The following is a 12,256-nucleotide window of genomic DNA, read 5'->3' as shown; positions in this document are numbered from 1 at the left end:
CGACTTTGCATTAAGGAGGGATGACACCCGCCCGCAAGTTACGAATGACTGACGACCGGCGATCAACTAACGCACTGTCACTTAATGGTTAATGGCGTTAAGTAACAGCGCATCACTGATTGCAGCGCCGCTGGCCGTATTATCGAATATGCACCATGTTTCAACTCCCGCTTCGGCAGACGTCAGCATCTGTCGGGCCAGAGGCTCCAATCGGTCAGCACCATAGGTGCTGTGATAGATAGTCGGTGAACCATGCAGCCGCCAGTAACGGGCTCCAGGCCAGCCACCCGGGAGCTGGCCCATGCTGACAGGCGAAGGATCGGCGGCGACTCGCGCAATACGCTGCTCGATCATGAGTGCCTCGGCCTGGTGCCAGGACTCATGACGCGGTTCGATCACAAGCGTACCGCTGTAGCGACTGCGCAACGCTGTAAAAAAACGTGTAGCAACGCCTGGAACATAATCGAGCGAGGGCGGCAATTGAATAAGCAGGCAACCAAGTTTTTCGCCGAGCTCACAGCACTGGGCAAGAAACACATCCAGTAACACTTCACAGTCTTGCAAGCGTTGCTCATGGGTTATTGACTTGGGGATCTTTACCGAGAAGCGAAACCCGGCTGGCACTGATTGCGCCCAACGCCTGTAAGTCTGCGGACGGTGCGGGCGATAGAACGAACTGTTGATTTCGACGGCGTCGAATCGTGATGAATAGCGTTGCAAATGAGTTCCTTCAGCAGGAAACTCAGGCCAGTATTCGCGTCCCAGGCTCCAGCCCGCACAACCGGTGCGCATTATTGGCGCGGCGCTCAATACAGCACCTTGCCGGCCTCACGCATGAATATTTCTACGGTCTTCGGCCCCACGCCGTCAAAGGCAGCAAGACGCTTTTCGAAGTCCGCGCGGTCTTCGCTGGCCTTATGCACGCTGCCAAGGCTGCCGGCGTATTCAGTGTTGAGCTTATTGCACAGCGCGAGCAGGCGATCGGCAGTGGACTCGTCATAACGCACGTAATGCGCCTGGCCGAGCATTTTCACCAACTCTCGGTGGGTGCAATGAGCAAGCTTGCGTGGTGTATCTCGGTCATGTTGTTCGATGATCACCCGGTAAGCCTCACACGCGATCGCCGACTGAATTCGTTTGCCCATCAAAAAACTTGCGATGAACCACTTGAACAAGGCTTTTTCCGGATCTTTAGAGAAGTCGATATTCAATTCTGCAGCGTCAACGGTGCGATTCATGGAAACCCTCAATACAAAGCCAGCCCCGTACATTAGTTATGGCAAGTAATTGTGCTAGAGACAGTTCGAGCGAATGGCGGGTTGATAAAAAATCGTGACAAGTCGACCAACGGTACTCAGAGAAACGGCCCGCCGCTGTCGATTAACCCAGGCGCGATTTGTGCATCTCTATCAGAACAGTCATCTGATGTCGCTAGACTTTGCTCTTCCCGAGAAGTCGGCGCTCTAAACCGGGGATGCGATAAAACAAGTAGTACATGCCCGGTAACACTGGGCGTCCGATGAGTAACAGCTTGCCTTTCGGAACTCATCGGCCTTGGCAGATAAACAGAATACTCATCAATACTCGGATACCTATCGGGACCTTCATGCTCCTGCACGGTGCGGCGGCGCAGTCATTACTTCTGACACAGGTATAAGCATGGATTTCGAAGCAAGCGGCCAAGATGCAGTGGCCACTCAGGAAACAGGCGATTCTTCACACAACCATGAGGCGATCCACTTCGGCTCTTTCACTTTGCTTCCACGCGAATATTTGCTACTCAAGGATTCACAGCCGGTGCCGCTGGGCAGCCGCGCGATGGCGTTGCTCGTAGCCTTTGCCACTCGACCAGGCGAGCTTCTGGAAAAAGCCGAACTGCTGACGCTGGCCTGGCCCAGGGCGGTGGTTGAGGAGTGCAACCTGCGCGCGCAGATTGTCGCCCTGCGCAGGGCGCTGAATGACGAGGAGAACTACATTGTCACGGTGCCAGGTCGCGGTTATCGCTTCATCGCACCGGTCAGTGTGCAACCGGCTATCCGCCCCGTGCCAGCACCGACTTCAGCGGACACGCTGCCTGCCGTCCCGCTGGTCAATCGTAAGGTACTGGGACGCGGCGAACTGATCGAACAATTGTCGACGCTGACCCTGGCCCGGCGTCTGCTGACCCTGAGCGGTCCGGGCGGCGTAGGCAAAACCACCGTGGCGCTGGCGCTGGCTGACAGTCTCGCCGCGCAATCGGGCCTCAGCGTTGCCTTCGTCGACCTGACGCCGGTCAACGGCACGCAGCCCATACTGGGAAGAATCGCGTTCGCGCTGGGCCTGAGCGCCGAGAGCGAACACCCATTGCATAACATGCCTCCTTCGCTGGTCAGCCGCCCGCAGTTGCTGGTGCTGGATAATTGCGAGCATGTGCTCGATGAAACAGCTGCTGCAGTCGAAGCATTGCTGACCAATGCTCCGCTCTGCTGCATCGTGGTCACCAGTCGCGAGCCGCTGCGCGCGTTCGGTGAATGGGTACATGAGCTTGGCCCTCTTCAGGTGCCGGACGAACACGAAGCGCTCACTGCCGAACAGGCCGTGATGTACTCCGGGGTGCAGCTCTTCGTCACGCGCGCCAGAGAGCAGGACCCGGAATTTTCCTTCAATGACAGCGACGCCCATACAGTGGCTGCCATTTGCCGCAAACTGGACGGTAACCCACTGGCGATCGAGCTGGCAGCTGCACGCGCCAGAACCTTTGGCATCCACGATCTGGTCGGCCTGCTGGACGGCAGTTTCCGCCTGCAAATGACCGGGCTGCGCACTGCCCTGCCGCGCCAGCGCTCGCTGAGCGCCACGCTGGACTGGACCTACGGCATGCTCAGCGCAGACGAGCAGGCCTTGCTGCGCCAGCTGTGCATATTCAATGGGTCTTTCACCATTGACGGGGTCATGGCAGTCGTCAATATCGGTCTGCCTGATGTGCGCCTGACGTTGCCGATGCTTGAGAGCCTGCTGGACAAATCCCTGCTCGGCACCTTCGATCACAGCCAGGGCAAACGCTTCAGGCTGCTTGAGACCACACGCCTTTACGCACGCGAAAAACTTGTCCGGTACGATGATGTGCCACGCTTGTGCCGGGCTCACGCACAATGGTCGCTGACACTCCTGGAACACGCCAGACAGGACCTCGAACAGCTCTCTCAGGAAGTCTGGACTCAGCGTTACAGCATAGAAATCGACACCATCCGGGCTGCGTTGACCTGGGCTTTCTCAGCCGAGGGTGACCGCCAGCTGGGGGTCGAACTGACGCTGCACAGCTCGCCGCTGTGGCTGCGCCTGTCGCTGGTTCGTGAATATCAGGACTGGGTCAACCTGGGCCTGCCGCGGCAACTTGAAGAGGCGCTGATGGACCGTCGGCAACGCATGCGACTACTGACCATGTCCGGCAGTATTCTGATGCTTACGTACGGCGCGGGGCAGAAAATGCGCGAGGTCTGGAAACTGGTCAGTGACGACGCCGAAGCGCTGGATGACTCCGAATACCGCCTGCGGGCCTTGTGGGGAAAATGGAACGACCATACCTGCAGCAACAGGCACGTGCAGGGCACGCAGGTTGCCGAGCAGTTTCTGGCACTGGGCAAGGATTACCGGATCGCTGACTGTCAGTTGCTCGGCAAGCGAATGCGCGCTACCAGCGCGTTCTACATGGGCGATATGAAAACCGCACGTCAGGCCATCGAAGAAGCGCTGGGCGCGCCTCGCTCGCGGTCATCGCACATCATCGACATGCATTTCGACCAGCGCATTGCCGCGCAGTCGCTGCGGGCTCAGGTTCAGCTACTAATCGGTAATACCGGGCAGGCAATGGTCGCTCTGGATACCAATGTGGAACAGGCGGTTGCGCTGAGTCATCCTGCAACGTTGTGGTACACCCTGGCGATCAGTGCGATCCCGGCGACGCTCATTGCCGGTACGCTGCACAAGACGCGGCGCTTCCTGAAGCTTCTCAAACAGAGCAGCGAACGGCAGCCGTTGCATATCTGGCGGCAGCTGACGTGCTGCTATGAAAGTATTCTGGCGATTCGCCAAGGTGATCCGGCAACGGGTGTACCGCTGCTCGGAGAAGCGCTGCAGCAACTGCGCAACCATGTCGAAACACCCCTGCATGCGATGCTGCACACAGAGTATGCGACCGGGCTGGCGGCGCTGAAACTCGAACCCTTGGCGCTGGAAATCCTCGACGAGTTGCATGTCGGTGCGGTGAATAACCACGATCGCTGGTATTTGCCGGAGATCATGCGGGTCAAGGCTCAGCTGATGCTGGACCAGCCGCATGACTACTCGCTGGAAGCTGTGCGCATGATGCTGAATCAGGCCCTGGAAACAGCGCACAAGGACGGCACGCATTTCTGGGCATGGCGTATCAACACAGACCTCAACCGCCTGAAGATCGCCCCAGGTACGCCTGTAGCCCGCTACAGTCCTGCGATGCATTGAGTGCGCTGGTTAGCGCTCAGGTCATATCAGCCGCTGCGCCACCAGTGCGTCGGCGACGGCCTGAAACGTGTTTTCCGGGACCGGGTCGCCCGCCACGCTCCGCTTGGCAATCGACTCGGCAAGAGCTGCATCTGGCCACACGGCGATGCCCAGAGGTGTAGCCTCGGCCAGCAATACCGCCGATTCGTGTTGTGCGGCGCGGCAGACCACAATCGGCACCGGCGTTTCTCCTCGAACATAACGCACGCCCACAACCCAACCGCCAGCGTCGCCGATCATCAGCGACGCCCGTGCCAGCCCTAGCTTGGTCGCCAGTGCCTGCATTTCGCGCCGTTGACGCTGCCGTTCGCGTTTGATCATCGGGTCGCCATCGACGTCTTTGCGTTCGCGCTTCTGCTCACTGTGGCTCATTTTCATTTCCCGGCCAAACAGCCAGCGTTGCATCAGTACATCCACGGCACCGACCAGCAGAAACGCCGCAAGCACGGTAAACACCAGCGGTTTGAGGACCAGATAAAACGTCGACTCGATACAGCCCTCACCACAGCGCGAAGACTCCATCAGCGCTTGCAGTGCCTGGCGGCCGACCACATAGAACGCCAGCCCCAGCAGCATCACCTTGACCAGCCCCTTGAGAAACTCGATCAGGTTACGCATGGCAAAGATGCGCTTGAAGCCCTCGGCCGGATTGATCCGCTTGATGTCCGGCTGAACGGGTTCCACCGAGAACACGACACCTTTCATCGTCACGATATTGGTCAGAATCACCGCCCCGACCGTCACGGCCACCACTGGCAAGGTGATGCCGATGACGATTTGCTCGGCATGATCGAGCAGCCGTGGCCAGACGTCGTTGAAGGGTTCGATATAGATCAGCGCCGCCAGGTCGATCAAGGCTTCGACCTGCGCCCTCGCCCTGGGCAACAGCACCGAGATACACAGGGTGCATAACAGAATGACCATGCCGGAAACCAAATCCTGACTCTTTGCGACTTGACCTTTTTTGCGCGCGTCACGCAGCTTCTTGTCCGTGGCCGGCTGGCTTTTCTCTTCGCTGGACTCACCCATCAGTCGCCCTCGACCGCCAATGCCTTGAGCACCTCGACGGTGCCACGGAACTGTGCCAGCTGATCAATCATCACCGGGATCAGAAAGCCGATATAGACCACCATCAACACCGAAAAAAACAGGTTCTTGACCGGTAATGACAGGTCGAAAATATGCAGGCTGGGCGCCATGCGCGACAGGTACGCGAGCATCAGGTCAGTGATCAACATCGCAATCAGCAGGGGCGCGACCATCAATACACCTATGCGCATCACCTGATCGAGAATCGCCAGAATGGACATCAGGGCCGCGCTGCTGAACAGCGGCGTGAACTCGGTCACAGGCCACAACTGGTAGCTGTGGTAGTAACCATCGACCATCAGGATGAAGCCCCCGGACATGAAAAACAGCGTGATCAGCATGACGGTGAGCAAGGTCGCCATCACACTTGCCTCCCCCTGCCCCAACGGGTCGACCAGTTGTTCCATGGTGGAACCGCGTTGCAGGTCGATCAGCTCGCCTGCCACTTCTGCGGCCCAGAACGGTATGCCGAACAACAGCCCGATCAGCAGCCCGATCAGCAATTCCTTGATCATCAGGCCGGCCAGAAAGAATCCGCTGTGCTCGGGCATCGAGGTGAACGCTGAAAAGACCGGCAGAATCATCGGCACCGAGATCGCGACCGCCACGCAGCCGCGAATCATGCCGGTCAGCCCCAGGCGATTGAACGCCGGTGTAATGATCACCACGCCCATGGCACGGGAGGCAGCCAGTGATGCAGAGCTGATCACCGGGTAGGCGATTTCGATGAACGCATTGGTCAGATCAGCGCCCATGACAGTTCAACGAGTCCACAGCGGAAAGTTGTCCAGCACCTGATTACCCAGCTCCGCCACCTGCCCTGCCAGTAACGGGCCGACAAACACGATCACCAGCAGGACGCCGACCAGCTTGACCACCTGCGGCAGTGTCTGGTCCTGAATCTGCGTCAGCGCTTGCAACAACCCTACGCTCAACCCGACCACAATCGCCACGATCAATGCCGGGGCAGACAGCAGCAGCACAGTCATCAATGCCTGATTCATCAGCGACAGAAATACGTCCTGACCCATGGCGTCAGCCCCCGTAGCTTAGAATCAGCCCGTGCATCAGGCGTGACCAGCCGCTGAGGGCCACGAACAGGAAGATTTTCAGGGGAATGGAAATCAGCGTGGGCGAGACCATCGACATGCCCATGGCCATCAGCACGTTGGACACCAGCAGGTCGACGACCAGAAACGGGATATACAGCAGAAACCCGATTTCAAAGGCACGGGTCAGTTCTGAGCTGACAAACGCCGGGATCAATACCACCAGATCGTCGTCACGCAGATCGGCACGGGCCTCGGGTGACCAGATGGTTTCGGTGGCCTGCACGAAAAAGCCGCGTTCGCTTTCGTTGGCGAACTTCGACAGATGCGCCTGCAACGGCGGGCGCAAGGCACTGCCCAATTCTTCCAGTTGCTGAACGTTTTGCAGGCTCAGGTCGCGGCCCTCCACCTGCCGATACATGTCGCCGATCAGGGGTGTGGTGACGTAGACCGAGAGAATCAGTGCAATACCGTAAAGCACCAGGTTCGGCGGCGTCTGCTGCACGCCCAACGCGTTGCGGATCAGAAACAGCACCACAGAGATCTTCATGAATCCGGTCAGGGTCACCACGGCAAGCGGAATCAATCCGATGGTGGCAACGACCAGAATGATCTCGATCAGATTTGGCTGGTAACCGTTCATGAGCCACTGAAACCGAGCAGACGCACGCCCAGACCGTCACCGATAGTCACCAGTTCGCCACGGCCGACACGACGGCCATTGACCATCAGGTCTACTTCATCATGCGCCAGGCCGGCCAGCGGCAGCAGACTGCCGGGGGCCATTTCGCGCAACTGCGCGAGCGTCAGCTCCACGCTGCCCAACTGGCAGACCAGGGTGAGCGGCAAATCGTCCAGCGAGGTGTCCAGATCGGCATCGGTGCTCAGTTCACTCATCAGATCGTTCCTGTCGTAGGTATAGGGAGGGAGCCCGGAGTTGCCAGGACGTAACGCGCCTTGCCAGACCAACGCGTCTCGCTGACGCCTCGCTACGGTCTGGCAGTGATGCCCAAGGCGCAGCAGAACTTGCGCGTCAGGCAGGGTGTCGAGCATGACAACATCGCCTGGTAGCAGGCTGCGCAGCTCGGCGCAGGTCAGCGGGGCCTGCCCGGCTTCGACACTCAATGCGAGCCGTAACCCTTCCAGCGGGTCGTGCGCACAAGCGGCATGCTGCTCAAGCAGTTCGATCACTCTGGAAGCGCTATCTGCGTCCAGATACAGGTTCAGCGCCTGCGCAGAATGGTTGTCAGGACGTACTTCGATCGCAACTTTCATCAGATGCCTGCATGGCTGACTTGCGGCGCATGGCACTACCCGCACAGACTCGCTCAGCAGCGCCTCCAGCGGCTCGATCCAGCTCAGCCAGGCCTGTTCGAGCAGCATGGCGTCTGCCTGAGTATCGATTGCAGCACCGGGCTGCCAATCCAGCCCCGAGAGCTCAAGCAGTCGACGCGGGATGTTCAACTCGATCTGATGCTCGCCAAGCAGCAGTGCCACACGCACCGACTGCCGGCATTCGCCGCCAGCACTGGCCCATAGCACCTGTATCGATTGCTCGCCGATGAGCATCTGCCAAGGCGCCAAGCGTCGGTGCAGCCGGTTGTGCGGGTTCAGCAGTGCAGCGTCGAAACGGGGCAGTCGGGCCCTCAGCGGGGCAGCGTCAGACTGGTCGGTGGCGATGGGTCGGGCAAACACCGTCATGGTTCGTTTCCTGATACGCCGGCAGGTATCGCGACAGAGGGTTGATCGGCTTCGTCACGTTGTTCGGCCAGCCGTGCATCGCTGCGCACGCGCTGCTCCAACAGGCTGTCCCAGGCCCTGGTTTTCTGTTGCTGTTCGATGTGCGCCTGCTTCAACTGCGCACGGGCCTGCTCTTCGGTCTTAAGAGTCAGGGCCACCGCGTCAGCATCGGCCTGAAGCGCTACGCGCTCCTCGTCCAGCTGTTGCAAGCGATCCTGTGCAGCCCGCCAGGCGCTGACCGACAGCCCTTCGCTGAATCGGCCGTATACCTGCTCGGCTTCCTGGACGAGCTTTTCACGGTGCAGGCGCAAGGATTCGCGCGCGTGGTCGAGGTCGCTACTGGCATCGCGACAACGTTCACGCTGCACGGCAAGGCGCGTCGCTGCGCGCTGCTCACGCAACGCGCGCAAAGCCTGAAGACTGTGCAAATCAGCCGTTTTCATAGGCGTTTTCCATGACACTTGCCTGCTGGCATCGAATGGGGAAGTACATGCGGTCAACCAAGATATCCAGACCTGCTTCAACTGACAGACCACCGTTTGCGCTCATGCGAGCACCTTGCGCATCTGCGACAAAGTCTGCTCGAGGCTGTCGTGTTCGGCGGCAGGCTGACGCAGAAAGGCCTCGATAGCCGAATGCCGGGCAATAGCTTCATCAGCCACCGGGTCGCTGCCAGCGGCGTACTCACCCACCTGAATCAACAGTTCGATTTGCTGACGCCGGGCGATCAGTTCACGCATCCGCGAAGCCAGCTGGCGGTGCTCTGGCGTGGCGATGTGGTCCATCAGTCGGCTGCGGCTGCGCAGTACGTCGATGGCCGGAAAGTGATCACGCTGCGCCATATCGGCACTCAGCACGATGTGGCCATCGAGAATCGAGCGGGTTTCTTCTGCCACCGGGTCCATACTCGCGTCGCCCTCAGTCAGTACGGTGTACAGCGCGGTGATGCTGCCTGACGGCCCCGGACCAGCGCGCTCCAGCAGGCGCGGCAATGCCGAGAAGAACGACGGTGGATAACCGCGCCGGGTCGGCGGCTCACCCACCGCCAGACCGATCTCACGCTGAGCACGGGCGAACCGGGTCAAGCTGTCCATCAACAGCAGCACGCTACGGCCCTGATCGCGATGGTATTCAGCAAGGGTCGTCGCCACATACGCCGCCCTCACCCGCTCGGCAGCGGGCCGATCCGAGGTGGCAACCACGGCAACGGTGCGCGCGCGTGCCGCAGCATCCAGCTGGCCTTCCAGCAGCTCACGCACTTCACGGCCACGCTCGCCAATCAGGCCGATGACGATCACATCGACATTGCTGTTGCGCACGATGCTGGCCAGCAGCGAAGACTTGCCCACGCCCGGCTCGCCGAAAATGCCCATGCGCTGACCCTGTGCAAGGGTCAGCAAGCTGTCGATGGCGCGCACCCCAAGCGACAGCGGCTTGACGATCCGCTGGCGGCTGAAGGGGGCTGGCGGCTCGGCATGCAGTGGGTAACGCTGCAAGCCGATGGCAGCGGCCGGTGCCGGCCCATCGAGAAACTCGCCCATCGGGCTGATGACCCGCCCCAACAAGGCGTCGCCGACCTGCACGCCCATTGCCTGACCCGTGGCGATTATCTGGGTGCGGGTCGACAGGCCCTCCATGGAGCCGATGGGCGACAGGATGGCGTCGTCCTCATCGAAGCCGATGACCTCGGCCGACAGCTCTCGTCCGTTTACGGGATCGCGCAATACGCACAGTTCGCCGATCCGCACCCCGGCGACACTGGCACGCAACAGCACGCCGCGAATGCTTCGCAAGGTGCCACGCATCGGTCTAGGCTGAGCAAGTTGCAGACGCTGCTGAAGATCCGGCAGCAGCGTCATCAAGGCCTTATTCAAGGAGCATCCCCTTCCGCCAGAGGCAACAACGCACGCCGCAGGTTGTCCAGTTGCGCCTCCAGCCCGAGTTCGACCGAACCAGCCGGGCTGCCCAGACGCGCCTGACCGGTTTCGAGCTGGTCATCGCCGACGATGCTCAGCGATTTGAGTGCCAGAGGAGCATCGTCAGCAAGCCGCTGGCGAAGGCCCTCGACTTCAGTCCGGGGCACGTACAACGTCAGGGCCTGATCCTGGCGGAACGCCGAAAGTGCCTCCGCGGTGCAACGCAGCAGCCGCTCGCGGTCATTCATTTCGCCCAGCACTTGGCGAGCAATGCCCAAGGCCAGTTCAGCCAGCGAACTTTCCAGCCCGGCAAGGTAGCGGTCCACCTCGACACTGGTCTGCGCCAGCAGTGACGCTACCTGCTCAGCGCCTTCCTGACGGGCACGCTCGAAACCCTCTGCACGCGCCTGCTCCAGCCATTGCGCACTGTTTTCGCGAACAGACCGGGCCTCCTGGTGAGCCGCTTCGACAAAGGCGTAGCCGTCAACCCAACGTGCGGCATCAGCTGCGCGGACGATGCGTGATACAGGTCGGGTTGGCAGCTCACTCATGGTCATCACTCTCGGTCAGCAGACGGGCAACGGTACGTACCACGCTCACCTGTCGTTCATCGTCCGGCTGTTGCGGCCCTTCAGAAACGTCGAAGCGCAGGCGCAGCCAGGCCTGCAGATCCACGGGCAGCGCCTGAAACCAGGCAGCAACGCAGGCTGCGCCATCACGGTCGATGGCCTGAAGCAGTTCAGTCGGCGTGCGCAACAGATTGGCGGCCCCGGCAAGATGGCGCTGGGCGAGCGCCAGCGAAAAAGCATCGTTGCCCAATAATTCGCGGTACTCGCTGACCACATCACCACGAATTTCCCGACTCAGCGTGGCGGCGTGCCAGACCGCGCCGCACAGACGCGGCAGGCGTGCAAAATGGTGGTCGGCCAACAATATGACAGCCAGATCTTGCTGCGCTGGCGGAGCCATTCGGGCCAATGGTTGTAGCTTGAAATGCGCGCTCAGCAGATGTTCGAAGCGCTCGCCAAAGCGCGGGGAGTCTCGTAGTTTTGCCAAGGCCGAGGCACTGACATCGCGTTGCAGGCACTCGGCAAGCCAGCGTTCCCTGACAAACGTCAGAGGACGCCCGGCCAGCGCCTGCCACTGCTCCATCAAGGCAGCGCTCATGGTGCGTCACTCAGCACATAGGTGCCTTCGACCCGGTGGCGCTGCCAGAACTGGCGACTCAGCAACCCGGCCAGCACCAGTGCAATAAGCAGCAGGCTGCCAAACAGCCAGCGCGCGGCGGGCACATCATCCTCGAGCATCCATAGCCCGAAGAAGCTGGCGAGTTGCGGCTGGGCGCTGGCCTTGTCGGGGACGACTGCCTTGATGGCGGTAACCGAAACGCCGTCGTAGCCGAGCCCGGAAATACCATTGGCAACCAGGGTCTTGATCTGCGGGATCAGCACGTTAATGTCGGTGCGCGGATCGTACCGGACCAGCACCGAAGCAGAAGACGGCGAGATCACCCGCTTGAGCAGATCATTGTCAGGCAACACGACATGCACCCGTGCGGAAAGGATGCCGTCGATCTGCGAAACCGTATGTGACAATTCCTCGCTGAGCGCATACACCATCTGCGCGCGCTCCTGTACCGGCGAAGACACCAGGCCGTTGCCTTTGAAGACCTCGCCCATATTGGAAAAAGTCTGACCGGGCAAACCGGCATCATCCAGCGCCGCCATCGCCTCGGCAAAACGCTTTTCGTCGACCATCACCTTGAGCTGGCCGTTGTCCTGCACCTTGCGTGACGCAGGTATGCCATCGCGCAGCAATACCGCCAGCATGGCGTTGGCTTCACGTTCGCCGAGGTTGGTGTAGAGATCGATGTCGCAAGCCTGTAACAGACTGGCAAGCGTGGCCACGATCAACAGGCGCAGGACACGGCAGCGTTTGGGCATG

13 protein-coding genes are annotated in these 12,256 nt (G+C 60.3%); 1 reads left to right on the top strand and 12 read right to left on the bottom strand.

Translation table 11 applies throughout. The features are described from left to right. Positions 1-81: 81 nt before the first annotated feature. A complete protein-coding gene (locus tag POR16_RS11355) occupies positions 82-792 on the bottom strand; it encodes a DUF72 domain-containing protein (protein WP_005893050.1) in 711 nt (236 codons plus the stop codon). Positions 793-806: 14 nt separating this feature from the next. Continuing rightward, positions 807-1,238 (bottom strand): HhH-GDP family DNA glycosylase, encoded by a 432-nt coding sequence (locus POR16_RS11350; RefSeq protein ID WP_005893052.1) that lies wholly within the window; start codon positions 1,236-1,238, stop codon positions 807-809. Positions 1,239-1,659: 421 nt separating this feature from the next. Between POR16_RS11350 and POR16_RS11345 the strand changes: the two genes are divergently transcribed. After that, positions 1,660-4,479, top strand: coding sequence for an ATP-binding protein (locus POR16_RS11345; RefSeq protein WP_005893054.1), 2,820 nt, complete (start codon positions 1,660-1,662; stop codon positions 4,477-4,479). Between the two features lie 21 nt (positions 4,480-4,500). Here POR16_RS11345 and POR16_RS11340 read toward each other — a convergent pair whose 3' ends face one another. From POR16_RS11340 to sctJ, 10 genes are all read right to left on the bottom strand, one after another. Further along, on the bottom strand, positions 4,501-5,547 hold the full coding sequence (locus tag POR16_RS11340; RefSeq protein ID WP_005893055.1) for an EscU/YscU/HrcU family type III secretion system export apparatus switch protein: 1,047 nt from the start codon (positions 5,545-5,547) through the stop codon (positions 4,501-4,503). Further along, positions 5,547-6,362 carry a type III secretion system export apparatus subunit SctT gene (sctT, locus tag POR16_RS11335; protein ID WP_005893056.1) on the bottom strand — a complete coding sequence of 272 codons (816 nt, stop codon included), beginning with the start codon at positions 6,360-6,362 and terminating at the stop codon, positions 5,547-5,549. The genes POR16_RS11340 and sctT overlap by 1 nt, the downstream gene beginning before the upstream one ends. A gap of 6 nt (positions 6,363-6,368) precedes the next feature. Continuing rightward, a complete protein-coding gene (gene sctS, locus POR16_RS11330) occupies positions 6,369-6,638 on the bottom strand; it encodes a type III secretion system export apparatus subunit SctS (protein WP_005893057.1) in 270 nt (89 codons plus the stop codon). A 4-nt stretch (positions 6,639-6,642) separates the two neighbouring features. Then, positions 6,643-7,299 (bottom strand): type III secretion system export apparatus subunit SctR, encoded by a 657-nt coding sequence (gene sctR, locus POR16_RS11325; protein ID WP_005893058.1) that lies wholly within the window; start codon positions 7,297-7,299, stop codon positions 6,643-6,645. After that, positions 7,296-8,357, bottom strand: a complete 1,062-nt coding sequence (sctQ, locus tag POR16_RS11320) for a type III secretion system cytoplasmic ring protein SctQ (RefSeq protein ID WP_005893059.1) — start codon at positions 8,355-8,357, stop codon at positions 7,296-7,298. The genes sctR and sctQ overlap by 4 nt, the downstream gene beginning before the upstream one ends. After that, positions 8,354-8,839, bottom strand: a complete 486-nt coding sequence (locus tag POR16_RS11315) for a hypothetical protein (protein ID WP_042932551.1) — start codon at positions 8,837-8,839, stop codon at positions 8,354-8,356. The genes sctQ and POR16_RS11315 overlap by 4 nt, the downstream gene beginning before the upstream one ends. A 102-nt stretch (positions 8,840-8,941) precedes the next feature. Beyond that, a complete protein-coding gene (locus POR16_RS11310) occupies positions 8,942-10,255 on the bottom strand; it encodes a FliI/YscN family ATPase (protein WP_371903713.1) in 1,314 nt (437 codons plus the stop codon). A gap of 11 nt (positions 10,256-10,266) precedes the next feature. Beyond that, positions 10,267-10,863, bottom strand: a complete 597-nt coding sequence (locus POR16_RS11305) for a FliH/SctL family protein (RefSeq protein WP_005893067.1) — start codon at positions 10,861-10,863, stop codon at positions 10,267-10,269. Further along, complete coding sequence (locus POR16_RS11300) at positions 10,856-11,479, bottom strand: hypothetical protein (RefSeq protein ID WP_005893068.1); 624 nt, start codon at positions 11,477-11,479, stop codon at positions 10,856-10,858. The genes POR16_RS11305 and POR16_RS11300 overlap by 8 nt, the downstream gene beginning before the upstream one ends. Next, positions 11,476-12,255, bottom strand: coding sequence for a type III secretion system inner membrane ring lipoprotein SctJ (gene sctJ, locus POR16_RS11295; RefSeq protein ID WP_005893069.1), 780 nt, complete (start codon positions 12,253-12,255; stop codon positions 11,476-11,478). Before sctJ ends, POR16_RS11300 begins: the two co-directional genes overlap by 4 nt. Position 12,256 lies beyond the last annotated feature (1 nt).

It is taken from the genome of Pseudomonas coronafaciens pv. oryzae str. 1_6 (assembly GCF_000156995.2).
GTDB classification, from domain to species: Bacteria; Pseudomonadota; Gammaproteobacteria; order Pseudomonadales; family Pseudomonadaceae; genus Aquipseudomonas; species Aquipseudomonas tremae.
Note: the sequence above shows the minus strand (reverse complement) of the source record. Positions and strands in the feature narration are given on the sequence as shown.